The 21,357-nt window shown below is 69.4% G+C and carries 15 protein-coding genes, 1 tRNA gene and 3 pseudogenes; 10 read left to right on the top strand and 9 right to left on the bottom strand.

Going from position 1 to position 21,357, the window contains the following annotated elements:
• Positions 1-10 precede the first annotated feature (10 nt).
• Positions 11-589 (top strand): AAA family ATPase, encoded by a 579-nt coding sequence (locus ACFVUT_RS27745; RefSeq protein WP_389658272.1) that lies wholly within the window; start codon positions 11-13, stop codon positions 587-589.
• A gap of 139 nt (positions 590-728) precedes the next feature.
• On the opposite strand, the gene ACFVUT_RS27740 is transcribed toward ACFVUT_RS27745, so the two are convergent.
• A complete protein-coding gene (locus tag ACFVUT_RS27740) occupies positions 729-1,301 on the bottom strand; it encodes a hypothetical protein (RefSeq protein WP_389658269.1) in 573 nt (190 codons plus the stop codon).
• Positions 1,301-1,825 carry a hypothetical protein gene (locus tag ACFVUT_RS27735; RefSeq protein WP_389658266.1) on the bottom strand — a complete coding sequence of 175 codons (525 nt, stop codon included), beginning with the start codon at positions 1,823-1,825 and terminating at the stop codon, positions 1,301-1,303. Before ACFVUT_RS27735 ends, ACFVUT_RS27740 begins: the two co-directional genes overlap by 1 nt.
• A gap of 160 nt (positions 1,826-1,985) precedes the next feature.
• Between ACFVUT_RS27735 and ACFVUT_RS27730 the strand changes: the two genes are divergently transcribed.
• The 3 genes from ACFVUT_RS27730 to ACFVUT_RS27720 are packed head-to-tail and all read left to right on the top strand — an operon-like array spanning position 1,986 to position 5,105.
• Positions 1,986-2,420, top strand: a complete 435-nt coding sequence (locus tag ACFVUT_RS27730) for a hypothetical protein (protein ID WP_389658263.1) — start codon at positions 1,986-1,988, stop codon at positions 2,418-2,420.
• Between the two features lie 16 nt (positions 2,421-2,436).
• Positions 2,437-4,524, top strand: coding sequence for a hypothetical protein (locus ACFVUT_RS27725; protein WP_389658260.1), 2,088 nt, complete (start codon positions 2,437-2,439; stop codon positions 4,522-4,524).
• On the top strand, positions 4,521-5,105 hold the full coding sequence (locus ACFVUT_RS27720) for a hypothetical protein (protein WP_389658257.1): 585 nt from the start codon (positions 4,521-4,523) through the stop codon (positions 5,103-5,105). The genes ACFVUT_RS27725 and ACFVUT_RS27720 overlap by 4 nt, the downstream gene beginning before the upstream one ends.
• Positions 5,106-5,159: 54 nt before the next feature.
• Here ACFVUT_RS27720 and ACFVUT_RS27715 read toward each other — a convergent pair.
• A tRNA-Cys gene (locus ACFVUT_RS27715) sits at positions 5,160-5,234 on the bottom strand.
• A gap of 210 nt (positions 5,235-5,444) precedes the next feature.
• On the opposite strand from ACFVUT_RS27715, the gene ACFVUT_RS27710 reads away from it, so the two are divergent.
• Complete coding sequence (locus ACFVUT_RS27710) at positions 5,445-6,920, top strand: MFS transporter (RefSeq protein WP_389658254.1); 1,476 nt, start codon at positions 5,445-5,447, stop codon at positions 6,918-6,920.
• Between the two features lie 303 nt (positions 6,921-7,223).
• Positions 7,224-7,999 (top strand): annotated as a pseudogene (locus ACFVUT_RS27705) (transposase); the annotation flags it as partial.
• Here ACFVUT_RS27705 and ACFVUT_RS27700 read toward each other — a convergent pair.
• The 4 genes and pseudogenes from ACFVUT_RS27700 to ACFVUT_RS27685 form a co-directional block, all read right to left on the bottom strand.
• Positions 7,999-8,505 (bottom strand): annotated as a pseudogene (locus tag ACFVUT_RS27700) (sugar phosphate nucleotidyltransferase); the annotation flags it as partial. The pseudogenes ACFVUT_RS27705 and ACFVUT_RS27700 overlap by 1 nt on opposite strands.
• Before the next feature lie 375 nt (positions 8,506-8,880).
• Complete coding sequence (locus ACFVUT_RS27695) at positions 8,881-9,852, bottom strand: zinc-binding dehydrogenase (RefSeq protein WP_389658250.1); 972 nt, start codon at positions 9,850-9,852, stop codon at positions 8,881-8,883.
• 60 nt (positions 9,853-9,912) lie between these two features.
• Positions 9,913-10,422, bottom strand: a complete 510-nt coding sequence (locus ACFVUT_RS27690) for a nuclear transport factor 2 family protein (RefSeq protein WP_389658247.1) — start codon at positions 10,420-10,422, stop codon at positions 9,913-9,915.
• 103 nt (positions 10,423-10,525) lie between these two features.
• Positions 10,526-12,073, bottom strand: coding sequence for an MFS transporter (locus tag ACFVUT_RS27685; protein ID WP_389658244.1), 1,548 nt, complete (start codon positions 12,071-12,073; stop codon positions 10,526-10,528).
• Positions 12,074-12,213: 140 nt separating this feature from the next.
• On the opposite strand from ACFVUT_RS27685, the gene ACFVUT_RS27680 reads away from it, so the two are divergent.
• Positions 12,214-12,927, top strand: a complete 714-nt coding sequence (locus tag ACFVUT_RS27680) for a TetR/AcrR family transcriptional regulator (RefSeq protein ID WP_389658241.1) — start codon at positions 12,214-12,216, stop codon at positions 12,925-12,927.
• 8 nt (positions 12,928-12,935) lie between these two features.
• Here ACFVUT_RS27680 and ACFVUT_RS27675 read toward each other — a convergent pair.
• A pseudogene (locus tag ACFVUT_RS27675) lies at positions 12,936-14,118 on the bottom strand (transposase).
• 379 nt (positions 14,119-14,497) lie between these two features.
• Here ACFVUT_RS27675 and ACFVUT_RS27670 point away from each other — a divergent pair.
• The gene (locus ACFVUT_RS27670; protein ID WP_389658238.1) at positions 14,498-16,279 is read left to right on the top strand and encodes a DEAD/DEAH box helicase; all 1,782 of its coding nucleotides are present in this window, start codon (positions 14,498-14,500) and stop codon (positions 16,277-16,279) included.
• Between the two features lie 220 nt (positions 16,280-16,499).
• Here ACFVUT_RS27670 and ACFVUT_RS27665 read toward each other — a convergent pair whose 3' ends face one another.
• On the bottom strand, positions 16,500-17,069 hold the full coding sequence (locus ACFVUT_RS27665) for a hypothetical protein (protein WP_389658235.1): 570 nt from the start codon (positions 17,067-17,069) through the stop codon (positions 16,500-16,502).
• Between the two features lie 293 nt (positions 17,070-17,362).
• Between ACFVUT_RS27665 and ACFVUT_RS27660 the strand changes: the two genes are divergently transcribed.
• The gene (locus tag ACFVUT_RS27660) at positions 17,363-18,982 is read left to right on the top strand and encodes a hypothetical protein (protein WP_389658232.1); all 1,620 of its coding nucleotides are present in this window, start codon (positions 17,363-17,365) and stop codon (positions 18,980-18,982) included.
• A gap of 345 nt (positions 18,983-19,327) precedes the next feature.
• Positions 19,328-21,298, top strand: coding sequence for a hypothetical protein (locus tag ACFVUT_RS27655; RefSeq protein ID WP_389658229.1), 1,971 nt, complete (start codon positions 19,328-19,330; stop codon positions 21,296-21,298).
• Positions 21,299-21,357: the final 59 nt, after the last annotated feature.

Here is a 21,357-nt window from a genome sequence, read left to right as displayed (position 1 = left end):
CGTGAGCGTGTTGCGAGCTGCTGATCCCGGCCCCGCCGTCGTCCTCATCACCGGTGTGATGGCCTCGGGGAAGTCCACCGTCGCCCAGGCCCTGGCCGAGCGGCTGTCAAAGGCTGTTCATGTACGCGGGGACGTCTTCCGGCGGATGGTGGTGTCCGGGCGGGCGGAGATGGTGCCGGGGGCGTACGAGGAGGCTGTGGCCCAACTCCGTCTCCGCTACCGGCTGTCGGCGATGACGGCCGACGCGTACGCGGACGAGGGCTGGACCGCCGTGGTGCAGGACGTGGTGCTGGGGGAGGAGCTGGCCGGGTACGTCGCTCTCGTGCGGACCCGACCGCTGTACGTCGTCGTGCTCGCCCCCGACCCGCGGGCCGTTGCCGAGCGGGAGGCCGGGCGGAGCAAGAGCGGTTACGGGGCCGGGTGGACGGTCGAGTCGCTGGACCGGGTGCTGCGGGAGGAGACACCGCGCATCGGGCTCTGGCTGGACACGACCGGTCAGACAGTGGAGCAGACGGTCGACACCGTCCTCGCGGGGCTCGAAGGCGCGCGGGTGGTGGGTGCGTCGGAGTCGGACCGACGTCCTGCTTGACGTGGCGCATGCGTCGGAGTCGGACCGACGTCCTGCTTGACGTGGCACATGCGTCGGCGGCCGGTCATGCGCCAGGGGTTCGGTGCTCCGGATGTGCGTGCATGCCCGTGGACGTCGACTGCCCCCGCTGACGCCGCTCCTACGCCTCGCAGCCGTAGTGCTTGGCGAGACGGGTGGCGGCTTCCCGCACCACGGCCGTGCTGTTGCGGATCGCGGTGTCCCGGTCGACGAGTTCCTTCTTCTCCGCCTGCGAGGGCGCGCTGAGCGTCACGGTGATGTACGGGGCGGTCGAGCCCATGCGGGCGGCGCAGCCGGTCGGCAGCGTGGCCTCGGCCTGGTCAGGGAGGGCCCAGCCGGTGAATCCGGGGCCGAGGGGGACAGAGCCCTTCTTCTGTTCGGGGGCGCCCTTGGTGTCTGCTATGACCAGTCCGTAGACACCGCGAGGGTAATCACTGTCCTTGTTGGCGCGCAGCACGCGGCACGACTTGAACACCGCGTAGTCGCCCTTGCCCTTCCGCTCCCACTCCTCCGCGCTGGCCCCGCCGCCCTCGCCGTCGTCGATCAGTTCCGCGGTCTCCCGGCTGAGCGCTCCGTAACACAGGCTCTGCGGCGGCGGTGGCTTCTCCTCGCCGTCGGGCCACAGGCTCGCCGTCACGACAGCCACCCCGGCAGCGCCGAGCACGATGGTCAGCGGCAGCCATTTCCTGTCCATCAGCAGCGCTCGCCCTTTTTCATGTCAGGGTCCTTGATTCCGTTCCGGTACCACTGCTGGGCAGCCGGCTGGAGACCGTCCTCGTACGCGCCGGGGCTCGCGCCCGGCTCCGTGTCCTCAGGCCCGCGCTCCTTCGCCATCTTGTGCAGCATGGCGTACAGCTCCTTCGGGCCCCCGTCGTCATGGCTGGTCATGGTGTTTCGGCGGTTGGTGACGACCTTGACGTTCTCGTCGTTCATGGACGCGGTAGTGCCCGCGTCCACCGTGTGCTGGACGGCGTCGCCGACGATCGGGATGGGCGTCGGCGCGCCACCCTGGACATGGTAATTGACCGCCTTCTGCCAGGCATTGACGTCCTTCTGCGCCTGCCCCAGGTCGTGGATGACGTCGCCGCGCACACCGTCGAGGTGGCCGAACACGGTCGAGGACTGCTTGACCCAGGCATGTGTTCCGTGCCGGATCAGGCGGCGTGGTCGGCCTTCAGGGTCCGCGTCGGTCGTCTCCGCTGCACCCGGGATGCCCACTGCTCGCTCGTCACCCGCGGCTCCACGTGATCAAACCGGGGTATGTCCGGCGGACGGCGCCACCCTGTCCTGCGAGCGACGACGAATGTATAGCGTGGGTGACTGATGAATGCGGGGCTTTGGCTTCGGTGGTGCTCGAGACGGGGATACGGGGAATTTCATGACGTTCGACGCGGAATGGGCGGCGCTACGGGCGGAATCGACGCAACGGGTCGACATGCGGCTCAACGGCGCCGGTGACGGCGGTGGAGGGCAGGGCGGGCCGAGTGCGCCGGATCTGGCGGTCAACCGGGGTGACCTCGGTGCGATCGGACATGACGCGTACGAACTGCGCACCCGACTGTCCAAGGACGGTGATCAGGCCCGGCCTTCGACGTTCGACGCGTCGATCGCGCTCACCAACGGCAACTTCGAGAGCGGATCCGCGCTGCTGAAGGTCCACGACCGGTGGAACACGCACCTGCACACTCTGCTTGATGCCTGTGCACAGATCTCGAACCATCTCAACTACACCAAGTCGGCCCATATGAAGGACGATGTCCAGATCGGCGGCGACCTGATCTCCGTGTCCAAGCTCAGCGACTACCTCAAGTAATCAACGGAGAACGGACATGCTGAAGTACGAGGACATCATCGACGCACCCGTCGGCCCGCTCCAGACGGCGGCAGACGCATGGTCGGACATGGTCACCCAGTTGGACCGGCTCGCAACGGACGCCTCCGACGGCATGAAGGTCAAGGCCGACAAGGCCGAGTGGGAAGGCGCCAACGCAGGCGTGACCAAGGCGTTCATAGGCAAGACCGCCAAGGAGTTCAAGGACGCCGCTGCCGAGGCCAAGGGTGTCAAGGCCCTTCTTGAGGATGCGCACACCGCCATCAAGCAGGCGAGGGACGACCTGGTGCGTATGCGCGACGACGAGGGCCCGGGGGCCGGCATCCACGTCGATGCCAAGGGGAAAGCGAGGGCGCGGCATCCTCTGGAGGAGGACGCCGGAGCCCGCCACGATCCGGACTATCCGGAGGCCTTGCGCAAGCAGCGGGCCGCTGTCGACGCCTGGCAGGAGAGGATCGACCTGATCGTCGAGAAGTGCAGGGAGAGCGACGAATCGTTCAAGCGCGCCCTCGAAGCCAACGTGACGGACCGCCCCGACTTCAACGCTCCCGAGTACGACAGCCTCGGTGAGGAACAGGAGGACGCCGCGGAGGCGAGCAGGACGGCCGAGGACATGGCGCGGCTCGTCAAGCAGAAGGGGGACGACATGTCCCCCGAGGAGTTCGACAGGTTCAACCAGGCGCTGGCACGGTACAAGGACAACCCGGTCTTCCAGGAGAAGTTCGCCACCACGCTCGGTGCGCGGGGAACGCTCGACTTCTGGGCGGATCTGGCCGATGTCAGCGACGGCGGGGATCTGATGAGGGCCCGCCGCGGTGACATGGCGGAGATGCAGAAGAACTTCAGCCTGGTCCTCGCAGGGGCGACGCAGTCCGACAGTCCCGCGATGCAAGCCTGGGAACGTGACATGGTGAAGCTTGGAGACGAGCAGATCCAGACCCGGGGCACCCGTGTCTACGGATTCCAGATCATGAGCAACTTCATGAGGGTCGGGGACTACGACGACAAGTTCCTCAACGACTACGGCAACGCGCTGGTGGCCACCGAGAAGAAGATGAAGCTGCCGTCCCACTACTGGAACAACGGGGTGGGCGGACCGGGCAAACTCAACTTCATGGGCGAGGAGTTCGGGCGTGATCCGATGACGGGCTTCATGACGGCACTCTCCAACAGCCCCGACGCGGCAACGGACTTCTTCAACACGAAGGAACCGAACGACAACGCTCAGTATCTTCTCTCGGGCAAGCGTGATGTGTTCGACGACACCCCGCTGGACCACGGCGACTCCAACCAGGCGAACGATGCCACAGGCAAGGCCCTGCTCGCCGCGGCCACCGGAATGAATCCGAACGACCCCGACGCGCCGCTGGCGGCGCACGGTCCGCAGCACCGGGAAGTACTGGAGCGGTCACTCAAATACATCGCGGAGGCGGGGGACGACTTCCCGTCCGAGATGCGCGACGACATGGCGATCGTGCTGGGCAATCACTCGGATGAAGTGCACTACACCGCGAGTGCGCTGGCCGACGATCCGAATGATGCGCAGCTCCTCGACCGGCACCATCTGATCGAGGTCGCCAAGCAGGTGTCGCGTGATCAGAACGCGTACGGAATCCTCAACGAGGCGCTGAACCAGGAGATGGTCCAGGACATCAACAACGATCATCCCAAGGACCCCAGAGAGACTCTGCTGCGTGCCGGTCACACCACGGGCTTCCTGGAGGAAGCGCGTTACCAGGCGCTGAAGACCGACAAGGAGGACCCCTCCTGGAACGCGAAGTGGCTGTACCACGGCTTCGGCGGTGCGGCGAACTTCATTCCGGTGGCGGGTGATGCCGTACAGCGCGGCGTGGACGCTCTCGCCTATCGCTGGCAATTGGAGGAGCAGGCCCGCATCGACGGCGAGATCCAGGAGACCAACACGAAGACCTTCGGGCAGCGCGAGCAGCAGCTTGCGGAGCTGGCTCGTCAGTGGCAGGCCGCGAACCCGAGCAGCTCTCACAGCGTGTACACCGCGACGGACGAGATCAACGGAGCGGCCTTCGACGGCAACGACCGGGCCAAGGGCCTTTTGGGGGACCAGTGAACATCGCGACAGGCCATCGCCGTACGGGGCTCTTCACCCGCCATGCGGCCGCTGCCGGCCTGTGCGCCGCGCTGCTTGCCGTGTCGGCCTGCGGCGGCGGTGACGACGGCGGGGGGCGCGGTTACGCGGTGCCGGAGCGGCTGTGCGGTGTCGGCGTCAGCGTGGACACGCTGGCACCGCTGCTGCCGGACGGAGAGAAGCTCGCGGAACGGGATTCCGGCTCCGCCCCCGGAAGTCTCCGGTGCGCGCTCACCGTCGACAAGCAGCCCGCGCTGTCCGTCGTCGGGGACGTACTGGAGACGGACGCCGATCCCTTCGCCGACGCGGACTGGTACCTCAGGCTGGGGAAGGATGCCGCGCCGCAGGACGGTGCGCAGTACCGGGGCACCCGCATCATGGATCGTTTCGCGCTCGCCGTGAAGGAGTGCGCGTACCGGGGTTCGCCGCGGAAGTACGCCGTCCTTGTCGAACTCGGCGAATCCGGGCCGGTGCCCGAGGACGTCGCCGACCGCCGCACGGCGCTGAAGGAATTCATCGACGGATTCGTACCGTCCGCGCTGAAGGCCCAGGGCTGTTCCTGAAAGGCCGAAAGCCCGTCCGGCACGACGTATGACGCGTGCCGGACGGGCTTTCCGTGGAGGCCGTGACCGGAATCGAACCGGTGTAACTCGAGTTGCAGTCGAGCCCCTGAGCCTCTCGGGCACACGGCCGTGCGTTTTCTTGCTGTGATCCGACCGTAGGGCCGGACGGCCCCGCGACTCAAGAGAACGGGGCGGGCCGCAATACGACTGCCATGCCGCGTTCACGATCGGCTCTCGCCGCCGCGCGTGCGGCAGGTCGCGGTCGTACGACCAACGGACGAGCGGCGGACCGTCCACCGACAGGGGCCACAGGAGGTCGTGCCCCTTACTCTTGGGCTCATGAGTGAGCTGGACCCACGAGACGCCGGTACCGATACCGGTACCGCCGTCCCCGCGGCGATACCGGCCCCGCCCGCCGCATCCGAAGGGGTGCTCGGGCGCACCTATCGGACGCTGAGTGTCGGCATCGTCTCCGTCGTGTTCCTGATCGCCTTCGAGGCGACCGCCGTGGGGACCGCGATGCCGGTCGCCGCCCGGGAACTGCACGGCATTCCGCTCTACGCGTTCGCGTTCTCCGCGTACTTCACCACCAGCCTGTTCGCCATGGTCCTCTCCGGACAGTGGGCGGACCGGCGCGGGCCGCTGGGGCCGCTGGCCACCGGGATCGGCGCGTTCGGGGCGGGGCTGCTGCTGTCGGGCACGGCGGGCGGCATGTGGACGTTCATCGCCGGACGGGCCGTCCAGGGGATCGGCGGCGGGCTGGTGATCGTGGCCTTGTACGTGGTGATCAGCAGGGCCTATCCGGAGCGCCTGAGGCCGTCGATCATGGCCGCGTTCGCCGCGAGCTGGGTGATCCCGTCCGTCGTCGGGCCGCTCGCCTCCGGAAGTGTGACCGAGCACCTGGGGTGGCGGTGGGTCTTCGTCGGCATCCCCGTCCTCGTGGTGTTCCCGCTGGCGCTCGCGCTGCCCGCGATCCGGCGCAGGGCGTCGGGGCCCGCCGACCCGGCGGCCCCCGTCGAGCCGTACGACCGACGCCGCATCCTGCTCGCGCTCTGCATCTCGCTGGGTGCCGGACTGCTCCAGTACGCCGGGCAGGAACGGAACTGGTTCGCACTGCTTCCGGCCGTCGCGGGCGTGGCCCTGCTCGTCCCCGCCGTGCGGGGGCTGCTCCCGCCGGGCACGGGCCGGGCCGCGCGCGGGCTGCCCTCGGTGGTGCTGCTGCGCGGGGTGGCGGCCGGGTCGTTCATCGCCGCCGAGTCCTTCGTCCCCCTGATGCTGGTGACCCAGCGCGGGCTGAGCCCGACCCTGGCCGGGCTCTCGCTCGCGGCCGGGGGCGGCACCTGGGCGCTCGGCTCGTACGTGCAGTCCCGGCCGCGCGTGGAGCCGTACCGGGAGCGCCTGATGGTGGGCGGCATGGTGCTGGTCGCCGCGGCGGTCGCGGCCGCACCGTCCGTGCTGATCGACGCGGTGCCGGTCTGGACCGTGGCCGTGGCCTGGGCCTTCGGGTGCTTCGGCATGGGCATGGTGATCGCGTCGACGAGCGTGCTGCTGCTGAAGCTGTCGGCGCCGCACGAGGCGGGCGCGAACTCGGCCGCCCTCCAGATCTCGGACGGGCTGTCGAACGTCCTGCTGCTGGCCGCCGGCGGTGCTGCCTTCGCGGCCCTCGGCGGCGGTGCGGTGGGGGCCGTGCACGGGGCGGCGGAGGCCGGGACCTCCGGATCCCACCCGGGGGCCTTCGCCGCGGTCTTCCTGCCGATGGCGGGCGTGGCGCTGGCGGGGGCGTGGGTGGCGGCCCGGGTGCGGGTGAAGTCCTAAGGGCTGCCCCGTAATCCCTGGCGGGCGCGACGACAGCTACGGCACCTCGCCGCGTTGTCGGGACATCTGCATACATCCAGTATGCGGACGTCCCTCCGCCTTGCGATGCACCGCATCTGACGCCGCGCGCTGATCCGCCACGGATTACGGGACAGCCCTTTAGCTTGATCTTTAACCTCGGGGTCCGAACGAGTCCTCGTACTTGATCACTCGGAGTGGTAACTGCCCTGCACGTAAGCGGCCTTCGGCTGAGCATGTGATCCGACCAAGGAACACACAACGCCCAGCACGAAGGCCGTGGGGATGAGTCTGTCGCATCATGTTGTCCGGCAGGATCCGTTTGCGGAACTGTCACGCTTCCCGGGTGCGTTCTACTCCTGTCTGACCAGGCGTGCGGATGCGTTGTTCGAGCTCGCGGACGCGGTGTTGTGTGCGGATGGTCCGGTCCGGTCCGGTCGCTGGTGGAGCTGTCGCTGGTGGGCGAACACCGTCGCGGGCACGGCGGGCTCTACGACGCCCTGTCCGCGGGCCGGGTCGATGTGGCCCGGCTGCGGCGGGCCCTGGTGACAATGCCGCTGCCGCGGGCGGCGGACGGCCGGCTGGTCCTGGCCGCCGACCTCACCTGCTGGCTGCGGCCCAGCGCACACACCTCACCGCAGCGGATCCTGTGCCACACCTACGGGCGGGGCAAGGACCAGCACGTTCCCGTGCCCGGCTGGCCGTACTCGGTGATCTGCGCCCTGGAGACGGGCCGCAGTTCCTGGACCGCTCCGCTGGACGCGCTGCGTCTGGCACCGGGTGATGATGCCGCGGCCGTCACCGCGCGACAGATGCGCGAGCTTGTCGAGCGGCTGACGGCGGCCGGGCAGTGGAAGGACGGCGACCCGGAGATCCTGATCGTGGTGGACGCCGGCTACGACGTGCCCCGCCTGGCCTTCCCGCTGAAGGATCTGCCGGTGCAGGTACCGGGCCGGATGCGCTCGGACCGCGTCCTGCGCAGGGCCGCTCCGACCCGCGAGCCCGGCGTGAGGGGCCGTCCGCCCCGCCACGGCGGCGAGTTCGTGTTCGGCGACCCCGCCATGAGGGCCAGATCGCTACGCGGGTTCTGCGGCTTCTCGACAAGGCGCGTCAGGGAACCGCTCTCGTCGACCTCCGCGACACCGAACTCGCGGGGGTCGGGCACCTTGTGGACGACCACCTGGGCGGCCGGGCGGGATCCGGCGAAGTCCTTGGCGATCTCGCCCACGCCGTCCATGAGCATGTTGTCGCCGAGGTACATGACGAAGTCATCGGCCCCCAGGAAGTCCCGGGCGACCAGTACGCAGTGGGCCGGGCCCAGGGGTTGGTCCTGGCGGATGTAGGTGATCCGGACGCCCAGCCGGGAGTCGTCCCCGATCGCCGCGGCGATCTCGGGGGCCCACTCCCCGACCACCACGCCGATGTCGGTGACGCCGAGGTCCTTGATGCTCTCGATCACGTGCTGCAGGACGGGCTTGTTCGCGATGGGGATGAGTTGCTTCGGCATGGAGTGGCTGAATGGCCTGAGGCGGGTTCCCATTCCACCGGACAGCACAAGGGCCTTCATCGGGCTCTCCGCACGTCGAAATAAGGGATTCGAAATGCATATTTGCCGGCAGGGCGTAAAAGAGGGAATCGGCCGGGCGGCTGACACCTGCGCATGCTGTTCCCCGGCGGATTTCCGCACCGCCGATACCGCCCTTTGCTATTTCGGATTCACCATCCGACATGAGTCTCTTCGAATGGCCTGCCGGAAGTCAATGACGCCTTATTCCAGGCCTGCAAGGTTTTGTCAAATGGATGTCAAGCGGAGGGCCTTGAGAGGGAACGCAGCCGAGTGTGCACACGCCGGTAACCTGCCGGCGGCATGCGCGACCACGGTCGGACGGCAACGCAAAGCAGGCGCCCGCGGTGGCGGGCGCCTGCCGGTGACTTCGTCGCGTCAGACGAGCAGAACGGACTTTCCGATGGCCGTGCGGGCCGCGATGGCCGCGTGGGCGTCGGCTGCCTGGTGCAGCGGGTAGGTCTGCCCGATCAGCGGTCTGATACGGCCCATCGCCGCCTCGGCCAGGATGTACTGGGCCAGTTCGCGCCGCTCCTGGTCCGCGAGCTGCACGTCCTGGATGCCCCGCACGGCGATGCCGAGGCGTTCCGCGGCCTGGGGGTCGATCTCGGCGAATTCCCCGCTGGGCGCTCCGTGCGCGGAGAACCGCCCGCCGCGCGCCGTGACGGTCAGGGCGGCTCGGCCGATGGCGCCACCGGCGCCGTCGAGGACGACGTCGGCACCGGCTCCACCGGTGGCCGCCAACACCTGTTCGGGCCAGTCGGCCGCGGAGTAGTCGACGACGAAGTCGGCCCCGCTCCTTCGGACCTGGTCGAGCTTGCGCTTGCCACGGGCCGCGCCGATGACCTGTGCCCCGGACTGGTGCGCGAGCTGGACCAGGAGATTGCCCATACCGCCGGCCGCGGCCAGGACCAGCACCGCGTCGCGCGGGGTGACGCCGGCCGCCGCGAAGATGGTCAGCGCCACCGGACCGTCGTTGAGGAGCGCGGCCGCCTGCGGCAGGCTCAGCCCGTCGGGCACGGAGAGCAGCGCTTCGGCCGGGACCACGACGCGTTCGGCGTAGCCGCCGTATCCGCCGGTGTGGGCGACGACGGGTCGGCCCACCCACGCGGGGGCGACTCCCTGGCCGACCGAGAGGACCGCTCCGGCCACTCCGTCACCCGGCACGTAGGGCGGGCTCACGGGGAAGAAGTCGCCGCCCAGGCCGGCGCGCACCTGGGTCTCAAGGAACAGGATGTCCGCCGCGGACACCCCGATCACCGCCTGTCCCGGCCCGGCGACGAGGTCGGGCACCTCGGTGGCGGCGAGGACCTCTGGCGGTCCGAAGCGTTCCACCTGTACCACTCGCATGACGATCCTCTTCCTGGCTTGCGCGGTCGGGGCGGTGGAGCGGGGTCCGGGATCCCTCCTTCACGGGTGCGCGTCGGCGCCGGTGGCCAGCACTCCGGGATCCCCCTCGGACCAGGCGTTGTCCACGGCCAGCCGGGCGAACCGCCAGGTGTCACCGCTGCGGACCAGTTCCCCCTCGAAGAGGTTCATCGAGATGAACTGGCGCTCGTGGTCCGGCTTCGCTCCCTCGCCGGGCGGGAAGTGCCGGCCCAGGACCTGGGCAGCGAGGGTGGCGGCGTCGCCCTCCACCGCGATCCGGAGATTGCTGACCGAATGCGTGGTGTCCAGCGGGCCCATGGAGGCGAGAAATCCTCCCACGACGACGTCGCGGCCCTCGATCGGTGGAAAGTCGAGACCGGTCTTACGGCCGACCTTGCTGAAATCGACGACGACGTCCTCGGTGACCGCCGATGCGAACAGATCGGCATTGTTCGTGTCGATCCCCATGGCCCAGCGATGCAGGGCATCGGCCACTTCCTGGCGATCGTGCGCTATGCGGCCCCAATCGGCGGCCACGGAGCTGGATTTCACGTTGCTTCTCCAGAGAGGAAGGGGATGGAGTGCAGAGGCGGACGAGGGGAACCGCGAAGCGGTCCGTGCGCGGGCCGGATGCCCGCGGCTGCCGGGCCGGGCGTCAGACGGAGACGGCGGCGCCGTCCCCGGCCTTGGAGCCGGAGCCACCGGCATCGGCATCGGCATCGGCATCGGCCTGGGCGATCCGGCCGCTGCGGTAGAGCAGGACGCTGATGACCAGCCCGGCCAGGAAGATGCCGGCCGACCACCAGTAGGCGGTGTAGTAGCTCTCCATGGCGGCCTGTGCCACGGCTTGCGGGGTGCGGCTCTTGCCGGCCAGATAGCTCGCGGCCGCGCTGGTGGCGACGGTGTTGAGCAGCGCGGTGCCGATCGAACCGCCGATCTGCTGAACGGTGTTGACCGAGGCGGAGGCGACGCCGACGTCCTCGGGAGCGACCCGGTAGGAGGCCATGCTGATGGCCGGCGCGCTGATCGATCCCAGCCCCACACCCATGACCAGCAGCGGCCACAGCAGGGCCATGAAGCTGGTGTTCAGGTCGGTGCTGGTCAGCCAGACCAGGCTGGCCGCGGTGAGCCCCATCCCAACAGGGATGACGGGCTTGGGGCCGAAGCGGGGCACGAGCACGCCGGCGGACACGGTCGAGCCGATCACCATCGCGGCGACCAGCGGCAGGAACGCCAGCCCCGTCTGGACCGGCGTGTAGCCGAGCCCCTGCTGCAAGTAGTAGGTGAGGAACAGGGAGGAGCCGAACTGCCCGACGCCGGCGATGAGCAGCGACAGGAACGACGCCCCGCGCGTGCGGTCGAGGAGCAGGCGCAGCGGCAGAAGGGGCTGCTTGGCCCTGGTCTGCCAGGCGGTGAAAGCGATCAGCAGGACCACGCCGACGGTGAGATTCCCCCAGGTGGACGGCGAACTCCAGCCGTGGCTCTCGGCGTTGGAGAACCCGAACACCAAGCCGAAGAGGCCGACCGAGACCAGGACGGTGCCGATCAGGTCGAGCTTCTGACCCTGGCCGTGGGCGCCCCTGCCCAGCAGGGCGGAGCCGCCCGCGAAGGCCACGGCGGCGAAGACCAGGTTGACGTACAGGCACCAGCGCCAGTCCAGGTACTCGGTGATCAGCCCGCCGGCCAGCAGGCCGATCGCGCCGCCGGCTCCGGCCACGGCGCCGAAGATGCCGAACGCCTTGCCCCGCTCCTTGTCGTCGCTGAACGTCGTGGCCAGCAGTGACAGGGCAGCGGGGGCGAGCAGCGCGCCGAACAGGCCCTGCGCGCTGCGAGCGGCGACCAGCAGCCCGAAGCTCGTCGCGGCGCCGCCCGCGGCAGAGGCGAGGGCGAAGCCGACCAGGCCGGTCAGGAAGGCCCGCTTCTGGCCGAAGAGGTCGGCGACCCGGCCGCCCAGCAACAGGAGGCTGCCGAAGGCCAGGGCGTAGGCGGTGATGATCCACTGCCGGTTGCCGTCCGAGAAGCCGAGGTCCGCCTGGGCCGAGGGCAGGGCGATGTTCACGATCGACGTGTCCAGGATGACCATCAACTGGGCGATTCCGACGACCGCCAGGATCCACCACCGGAATTCGTGAGTCCGGTCCGCGGTGGGCGGCTGACCGGCTCCTCCGCCCGGTGACGTACCGACCGCGTCCTGGGTGCTCATGAGGCTCTCCAAAGAAAGTGGATATCGCGCATCAACTTACCCGCAGGCTAGCAGCGAACTTGATAGAGCGCATCCACTTAGGGGGTGTGCCGGGCGGAGAGCAGCGGGTTGTTCGGACCGCGGCGTCCTAAAGTGGTGCCATGACCTCGACCTCAGCCGCCGATCAGGACACCGGAGCCGTCGATGGCGAGCGGCCGCTGCGCCGGGACGCCGAACGCAACCGTGGCCGCATCCTGGAGGCCGCCCGCGAGGTGTTCGCAGCGCGCGGTCTCGAGGCGACCCTCAACGACATCGCTCACCACGCGAACCTCGGAGTCGGCACGGTCTACCGGCGTTTCCCCAACAAGGACGTGCTGGTGGAGGCGTTGTTCGTGGAGCGCCTCCAGGAGATCCAGGCGGCGGCGGAGAACGCTCTGCGCGAACCGGACCCCTGGGACGGGCTGCTCGGCTTCATGGAGTGGATGACCGCCTCGCTGGCCCAGGACCGCGGTCTGTACGAGGTCTCTGTGAACGGCTCGCACGGTCACAGGCTCGTCGCCCGGGCCCGCGACGACATGTGCCGGTGCGTCGCGCAGTTGATCGAGCGAGGCGAGCGTGAGGGCGACCTGCGCCCCGGCGCCAGCGGAACCGACGTGCTCGCCTTCATGGTCATGCTGGGAGCCGTCGTCGAATACGCTCGCGGCGTCCGTCCGGAACTGTGGCGCCGATATCTGGGCATCTTCCTCGACGGTCTGCGCAACACCCCCGACCGCCAGGACACCCTGACGGAGCCCGCGCTCAGCGACGCGGAACTCGACCGTGCCGTCTATTGGTTCACCGACCGCGACCACGCGAAGCCCGGTTCCGGGGCCTAGCTTGATCTTTAACCTGTGCGGCGTGGTCGTGGGGTCGTTGACTTCTTCTGTCTCATGCCTGACTTGCCGATGGTGTGCACGTCGTGGGGTGGGGTGGGTCGGGTGTTCTTGCGGCCCGGCGGCCGTCCTGGTCCGGGGCGGGAAGGTTTCGGTGCTGCGGCGGGACAGGTCGCCTGCGGGCGGAGGTGCCGAAAAGCGCGGCGGACTCGGGCGGGAGTCAGTCTGTCGGGCGGGCTTGGTTTCTCCCACGGCCGCCGGAGGTCGGCCGCCCGCGGGCGGGCCAGACGCAGCTGGGTGAAGACGGCGAGGATCAGCCAGGTCCAGCGGTCGGCTGCTTCGGGGGTACGGATTTTCGGGCAGGTCCAGCCCAGGGTCTGCTTGAACAGGCGGAAGGTGTGTTCGATGTCGAAGCGCCGCAGGAATGCCTGCCAGAGCAGATCGACCTGGGCAGGGGCGGCGTCGGTGCCCGACCACCACAGCCAGACCGGTTTCGGTGTCGCGCCGCTGGGCGGGTGGTTAGCGCATCCGGCCCGGTACCTGCACCGGCAGATCCTTCAGCGGGAAGGTCAGGCGGGGCACGTCGTAGCCGGCGTCCACCACGATCAGGATCTCCGGGTCGCCGTCCTTCCACTGCCCGGCCGCCGTCAGCCGCTCGACAAGCTCGCGCATCTGTCGCGCGGTGACGGCCGCGGCATCATCACCCGGTGCCAGACGCAGCGCGTCCAGCGGAGCGGTCCAGGAACTGCGGCCCGTCTCCAGGGCGCAGATCACCGAGTACGGCCAGCCGGGCACGGGAATGTGCTGGTCCTTGCCCCGCCCGTAGGTGTGGCACAGGATCCGCTGCGGTGAGGTGTGTGCGCTGGGCCGCAGCCAGCAGGTGAGGTCGGCGGCCAGGACCAGCCGGCCGTCCGCCGCCCGCGGCAGCGGCATTGTCACCAGGGCCCGCCGCAGCCGGGCCACATCGACCCGGCCCGCGGACAGGGCGTCGTAGAGCCCACCGTGCCCGCGACGGTGTTCGCCCACCAGCGACAGCTCCACCAGCGACCGGACCGGACCATCCGCACACAACACCGCGTCCGCGAGCTCGAACAACGCATCCGCACGCCTGGTCAGACAGGAGTGGAACGCACCCGGGAAGCGTGACAGTTCCGCAAACGGATCCTGCCGGACGACATGATGCGACAGACTCATCCCCACGGCCTTCGTGCTGGGCGTTGTGTGTTCCTTGGTCGGATCACATGCTCAGCCGAAGGCCGCTTACGTGCAGGACAGTTACCACTCCGAGTGATCAAGTACGAGGACTCGTTCGGACCCCGAGGTTAAAGATCAAGTTGGACGCCGTGCGGTACCGCGCGGTCCTCGACATGCCCAGGATCGCGGAACGGCTCCCCGGGTTCGCCGCGTAGCGCGCATCTGTGAAGAGGGTCTCAGTGGGCCCGAACCATCGCTCGTCCATACGGGGTTCCGGTCGGCCCCCCGGTAGGGTGGCCCGGTTGTCGTATCGCGTGCGAGTCCGTCCCGGCCCGTACGGACAGCGCCCCACGTACCCGAGAGACCCGAACCGGAGACCGTGACTACTACCGCCTCCCACCACCTCTCACCCGCCTTTCCCGGCCGCGCCCCCTGGGGCACGGCCGGCAAGCTGCGAGCCTGGCAGCAGGGCGCCATGGAGAAGTACATCCAGGAGCAGCCGCGGGACTTCCTCGCGGTCGCCACCCCCGGCGCGGGGAAGACCACCTTCGCGCTGACCCTCGCGTCATGGCTGCTGCACCACCACGTCGTACAGCAGGTCACCGTCGTCGCGCCGACCGAGCACCTGAAGAAGCAGTGGGCCGAGGCAGCGGCCCGGATAGGGATCAAGCTCGACCCCGACTACAGCGCGGGGCCGCTGAGCAAGGAGTACGACGGCGTCGCGGTCACCTACGCGGGTGTCGGCGTCCGCCCGATGCTGCACCGCAACCGCTGCGAGCAGCGCAAGACCCTCGTGATCCTCGACGAGATCCACCACGCGGGCGACTCGAAGTCCTGGGGCGAGGCGTGCCAGGAGGCGTTCGACCCGGCCACCCGGCGGCTCGCGCTCACCGGTACGCCGTTCCGGTCCGACACCAACCCGATCCCCTTCGTCGTGTACGAGGAGGGGAACGACGGAATCCGGCGCTCCTCGGCCGACTACACGTACGGCTACGGCAACGCGCTGGCCGACGGCGTCGTCCGGCCCGTGATCTTCCTCAGCTACAGCGGCAACATGCGCTGGCGCACCAAGGCCGGTGACGAGATCGCCGCCCGGCTCGGCGAGCCGATGACCAAGGACGCCATCGGGCAGGCCTGGCGCACCGCCCTGTCGCCCACCGGGGACTGGATCCCCAATGTGCTGAGCGCCGCCGACAAGCGGCTGACCGAGGTGCGCAAGGGCATTCCCGACGCCGGCGGGCTCGTCATCGCCACCGATCAGGAGTCGGCGCGCGAGTACGCCAAGATCCTGAAGAAGGTCACGGGTGAGAAGGCCACCGTGGTCCTCTCCGACGAGAAGGCCGCGTCGAAGAGGATCGACCAGTTCAGCGAGGACGGATCGCGCTGGATGGTCGCGGTCCGCATGGTGTCGGAGGGCGTCGACGTGCCCCGCCTCGCCGTGGGCGTGTACGCCACCACGATCTCCACGCCGCTCTTCTTCGCGCAGGCCGTCGGGCGTTTCGTGCGCTCGCGAAGGCGCGGCGAGACCGCTTCCGTCTTCGTCCCGACCATTCCGATGCTGCTCGACTTCGCCAACGAGATGGAGGTCGAACGGGACCACGTCCTCGACAAGCCCAAGAAGGGCAGCGACGAGGAGAACCCGTTCGCCGAGGAGGACAAGCTCCTCGCCGACGCCGAGAGGCTGGAGGACGAGGAGACCGAGGACCAGCTGCCCTTCGAGGCACTGGAGTCCGACGCGGTCTTCGACCGGGTGCTCTACGACGGTGCCGAATTCGGCATGCAGGCGCACCCCGGCAGCGAGGAGGAGCAGGACTACCTGGGGATTCCGGGACTTCTGGAACCGGACCAGGTGCAGCTGCTGCTCCAGAAGCGGCAGACGCGGCAGATCGCGCACAGCCGCCAGAAGCCGGCCGGGGACGCCGATCTGCTGGAGAAGCCGGCCGAGGCGCGGCCGGTGGTCACCCACAAGCAGTTGCTGAGTCTGCGCAAACAGCTCAACACGATGGTGTCCGCGTACACACATCAGAGCGGCAAACCGCACGGAGTGATCCACACCGAGCTGCGTCGGGTGTGCGGCGGGCCGCCCAGCGCGGAGGCCACGGCCGGGCAGATCCAGCAGCGGATCCAGAAGGTCCAGGAGTGGGCGACGCGTATGCGGTAGGGGCGACGCGTATGCGGTGAGGACGCCCTCGTGAAGTGCCGGCCCGGGGCGGGGACAGCGGTCCTCGCCCCGGGCCGGCGCCGTTGGCGCGGATCAGGTGCGGATCAGGCTCGGCTGCCGGGTGCGGGTCGGGCGCGGTCGCCGGGTGCGGTTGCCGGATGCGGGTCGGGCGTCGTTGCCGGGTGAGTGGATGTCGTACGTACGGCTACCGGGCGTGCGGCTACCAGACGAACGCTGCGGACTGGTTGACCGTGGCCACGCACGGAACCGTGGCCGACGTCGGGGACGACGCCACGATCTGCAGTGACCAGTTGGTGGCGCTCGGCGGACTGGACAGCACCGCGGAATTCGTGGTGTCACCCGCCGCCAGGGTGCCGGAGGTGAGCTTCAGCGGTCCCAGGGTGATCGGGTTGGGGCTGGTCATACCGGGGTTGGTCTTCCCGGAGAACTGCACCTCACTGGTGACGCCGCCCGAGGTCTTGGTGAGCTTCAGCGTCGTCGTGATGCTGTTCGGGTCGGCGCTGGTGCCGGTCGGCATGGTGATCGCCGTGGAGTTGATCTTGATGGTCTTGGACGTGCCCGAGTCGGCCGCGGTCAGGGTCGCGAGACCGCTGCCCCAGGTCCCGCAGTCGTACGTGGCGGTCGCGGTGAGCGGGGTCACCGCCTGGGCCGTCGGTGCCAGGGCGAGCGCGGCGGCCGCGGTACAGGCGGCGGCGAGCACGAGCGGGACGCGGACGCGTCTTCGGTTCGACGGCCGTACATGCGACGGCCGTACAGAAGTGATCGACATGACGGGAGGGACTCCTTCCGGTTGAATTCCGCAGATGCGAAGAAATCGCCGTATGCGATCTTCTTGCGGAGCTGCGTGCCGGGCCCGGCATGTCGGGTGCAGTGAAACCGTGATCTTCGGAGATGTCAAGAGATGTCAACGCGTGCGTGAAAAGTGCCGACGGAAATGCTTTTCGAGCATTTCAGACAAGGATCAGTCAATTCTCTCTTGACTTCTCCGCACGCGACCTCCTCAATGTGCGCAATCAATGGGCCATGGAGGGGTGTCTGGTGATTCGACGACGAAGACCGGGCGTGACCGGTCTGCTCGCTGCCTGCTTCGTACTCTTACTGAGCTGCGCCGGGGCCACCGCCCAGGCCGCACCGCCGGCCGGGCAGCAGGCCGCCTCCGGCACGGTCACGCCGACCGTCCACTGCACCCTGCCCGCGGGTCAGGGAGAGGCGACCGGGCCGCAGGAGATGACCGTCGAACTGTCGCCCGCGGTCGTCGCCCCGGGCGGCAAGGTGCATGCGAAGGTCACGCTCGGTCCGTCCCCCGCCACGAGCGGTCTGGCGCTGGACGACGTGCCGACCATCCCCAGCCTCGACCTCGCCATGTCCGGTGGGGCCTCGGGAACCGTCACCGTGCGGGGCGCCGAGTTCACGATGGACATCCCGGCCGGGACACCCATCGAACTGCCGCCGTACGAAGGTGACTTCCTGGTTCCGGCGGACGCGTCCGGCGACATCTCGTTCGCCCCGGTCCGCACGTTGACGCAGACCAAGGTGCTCGGCTCGGTCTTCGAGACGCCCTGCGACGTGGTCGGCGGGGCCGGCAGCGTCGGCAGCGTCTCGGTGGAGGGCACCGGCACCGAGCCCGCCACCCTGACCGCACCCGCCGATCCGGTACGGCCCAACACCGCTGTCACGCTGGGCGGTTCGGACTGGACGCCGGGCGGCACACCCGTGCCCTCGCTCTGCGCGGTGGGGGGTGGTGGCTGCGATCCGCTGAAGTTCAAGAGCCACACGCTCACCATCGACAGCTACGGAACGCTGCACGGTACGGCCACCCTCGCGGAGGCCGGGGCGGTTCCGAACGGCGCGTACGCGGTGAAGGTCAACGACGGTACGAAGGAAGCCACCGCCCCCCTCACCGTCGAGGCCGTCGCGGCCGGCGACCGCGAGATCGCGCTCTCGCAGAGCAGCGGTCCGGTCGGCAGCGTGATCACGGTCAGCGGCCGGAACTACAACCCGGACCGGTGGATCAACGTCATCGGGCTCGACGCGACGGGGACCGGGCTCGATGACAGCGCCGTCTACGTCAAGAGCGGCCCGGACGGCACCTTCGCCGTCGAGTTCACCGTGATCTCCGATGCCGTCGTCGCCGTCCAGGCCGACGAGGGCAATGACCCGGCGACCGTGCGCACCGCACCGTTCACCGTCTCCACGGGCGGGGGAGGGGGCGGTGAGAGCGCCGACCAGAGACTGAACACCTCGGTCCGGGCCGGGACACTGTCCATGGTCCAGGACGGTGACACCGTCGACTTCGGTACGACGGTCCTGGGCACCGGCAGCGGTGTGCAGCGCTCCCGGCTCAACCGGGTCGAGGTGGAGGACGCCCGCGGTGTCAACAGCGGGTGGTCCCTGACCGCCACCCTCACCGGCTTCACCAGCCCCGACGGGGGCACCATCCCGCCGGATGCCGTCCGGTGGACACCCCGGTGCGCGGGCCAGAACGGGAGTGTGGGGGTGCCGGTCGCAGGGTCGCCCACCGCGCTCGGGAGTGAGGCGGCGAGCCTCTGCCGGATGAATCCGGACGGGGCCCGTCCGTTCACCGGCGGCCGGTTCGACGCCGACGCCGATCTCACCCTGACCGTTCCCGGATTCACCCGGCCAGGAGATTACAGCGCCACCCTGACACTCACTCTTCTCTGAGGTCTCAGAGGTCTCAGAGGTCTCTGAGTTCTTCGAGTTCTTCGAGTTCTTCGAGATCTCCGAGAGGTGTCACCGTCCGGAAAGAAACGCACCGAAGACGCCCGCCTGATCCGAATCGCACGGGAGCAGGCGGGCGTCCCCCTTTTCGCATTCGGAGAATTTCCGTAGTCACGGAGGAGCCGCATGTCCTTACGGCCGGGATCGAGAAGACCGGAAGAAGCGAGAAGAGCTGAAGGGGCGGGAAGAGCTGACGGGTCGAGAAGACGGGGAGGGCCGGCAGGACGGGAAGCGTCGGCAGGACGGGGAGGGTCGGCAAGACGGGGAGGGTCGGCAAGACGGGGCGCGGTGGTGCGTCGGGCCGTCGCGCTCACCGCCGGAGCCGTGCTCGCCTGGACCGGTGGGACCGTCGCCCTCGCCCCCGTCGCTCATGCGGGCACGGTCACGCCGACCGTCCACTGCACCCTGCCCGCCGGCCAGGGCGAGGCCACCGGGCCGCAGCAGATGAGCGTCGACCTCTCGCCGGCCGTGGTCGATCCGGGCGGCAAGGTCCACGCCAAGGTCACCCTCGGCCCGTCTCCCGCCACCAGCGGGCTCAGCCTGAGCGACGTGCCCACCACCCCCAGCATCGACCTCGCCATGTCGGGCGGCGCGACCGGCACCGTCACCGTCACCGGCCCCCAGGTCAACCTCGACATCCCGTCCGGTCAGCCCATCGAGATCCCGCCGTACGAAGGGGACTTCCTCATCCCCGTCGACGCGAGCGGACCGATCTCCTTCGCCCCGGTACGCAATCTCACGCGTACGAAGGTGCTCGGCTCCACCTACGAGACCCCGTGCGACGTGGTCAGCGGCGGCGGCTCCATCGGGACCGTCACCGCCGAGGGCACCGCGGGTCTGCCCGCCACCCTGACGGCACCCACCGCCGCCGTCCGGCCGTCCACCGGCGTTGCTCTCACCGGCAGCCTGTGGACCGCCGGCGCCACCCCCGTACCGTCGCTGTGCGCGGCGGACGGCGGCGGCTGCGACGCCGGAAAATTCGTCTCCAGCACCCTCGCGATCAGCGGATCGGGGGAGTTGACGGGCAGCGCGGTGCTGGCCGCCGCCGGCAGCGTGGCCGACGGCTCGTACCTGGTGAAGGTCGGCGACGGTACGAAGGAGGCGACGGCGCCCCTGACCGTCAAGGCGTACGTTCCCGGCGGGCCGCGGACCATCGCCCTCTCCCGCGCCGGCGCGCCGCTCGGCAGCGTCGTCGAGGTGACCGGCAGCAACTACTTCCAGGACCGGTGGATCAACACCGTCGGCCTGGACGCGAGCGGGGCCACGCTCGACGACACCGCCGTCTATGTGAAGAGCACCTCTGACGGCACGTTCCGCGCCGAGTTCACCGTCTCCGACCCCGCCCTCGCGGCGATCCAGGTCGACGAGGGCAACGATCCGGCCACCGTGCTGACCACCCCGTTCACCGTGACCGACGCGTCCGCGACCCTGTCCGCAGGCGCCGCGAAGGTCAAACCCGGCGGAACGATCACCCTCTCCGGGGGTGACTGGCCGACCGGGACCACGCCCGCCGCCGCGCTCTGCGCCGCCGACGGCAGTGCCTGCGACAGTGCGCGGATCAGCGGCTCCACCCTCCGGATCGGCACCGACGGGACGCTCACCGGTACGGTCACCGTGGCCGGATCCACCCCGCGCGACGTGTACGCGCTCCAGGTCACCGCGGGAGGAGCCCAGGCCCTCACCCCGCTGACCGTCGCCCCGACCTTCGTCGTCCTCACCCCGTCGGCGGGGCCGAAAGGCACCGCCGTCACCGTGCTCGGGCAGGGGTTCGCGAAGGTCGCCACCGTATCCATCGTCGGGCTGAGGGCCGACGGTTCGGAGACGTCCGATCCGGTGAGGACCAAAGTGGTCGGGCTGGACGGGGCGTTCTCGCAGACCTTCACGGTCGGCGCCGCGGACACCGTCGCGATCCGCGTCCGGGAGGTCCTCGTCAACCCGCGCACCGAGACGGCGGCGTTCACCGTCCAGGACGGGACCGCCCCCGCCGGACCGTCCTTCGCGCTCTCGCCCCCCGAGGGCCCCGTCGGCACGGTGGTCCAGGTGACCGGCCGGGGCTTCGCCCCCGTCGCGACGGTCTCGGTGACCGGCCGCACCGCGGAGGGGAAGCAGACCTCGGACTCGTACGTCACCCGGATCATCGGACTCGACGGCACGTTCGCCCTCAACTTCACCGTCCGCGACCCGGCGACGCGTGCGATCCGCGCCTCCGAGGTCCTCGTGAACGGAAAAATTATGCAACAGTCGTTCGCAGTGAGTTAACGATCGTTCCCCTCTGGTGTGCGGAGCGTCACCGAGCCGTCGGCCGACCTGGACGCGCG

It is taken from the genome of Streptomyces sp. NPDC058051 (genome assembly GCF_042885475.1).
GTDB lineage: Bacteria > Actinomycetota > Actinomycetes > Streptomycetales > Streptomycetaceae > Streptomyces.
Note: the sequence above shows the minus strand (reverse complement) of the source record. Positions and strands in the feature narration are given on the sequence as shown.

Bases quoted from the DNA above. Each gene is read 5' to 3' on its own strand.
- ACFVUT_RS27695 (WP_389658250.1), bottom strand. From the start codon at position 9,852: ATGCGAGTGGTACAGGTGGAACGCTTCGGACCGCCAGAGGTCCTCGCC.
- ACFVUT_RS27725 (WP_389658260.1), top strand. From the start codon at position 2,437: ATGCTGAAGTACGAGGACATCATCGACGCACCCGTCGGCCCGCTCCAG.
- ACFVUT_RS27740 (WP_389658269.1), bottom strand. From the start codon at position 1,301: ATGGACAGGAAATGGCTGCCGCTGACCATCGTGCTCGGCGCTGCCGGG.
- ACFVUT_RS27665 (WP_389658235.1), bottom strand. From the start codon at position 17,069: ATGTCGATCACTTCTGTACGGCCGTCGCATGTACGGCCGTCGAACCGA.
- ACFVUT_RS27685 (WP_389658244.1), bottom strand. From the start codon at position 12,073: ATGAGCACCCAGGACGCGGTCGGTACGTCACCGGGCGGAGGAGCCGGT.
- ACFVUT_RS27680 (WP_389658241.1), top strand. From the start codon at position 12,214: ATGACCTCGACCTCAGCCGCCGATCAGGACACCGGAGCCGTCGATGGC.
- ACFVUT_RS27710 (WP_389658254.1), top strand. From the start codon at position 5,445: ATGAGTGAGCTGGACCCACGAGACGCCGGTACCGATACCGGTACCGCC.
- ACFVUT_RS27730 (WP_389658263.1), top strand. From the start codon at position 1,986: ATGACGTTCGACGCGGAATGGGCGGCGCTACGGGCGGAATCGACGCAA.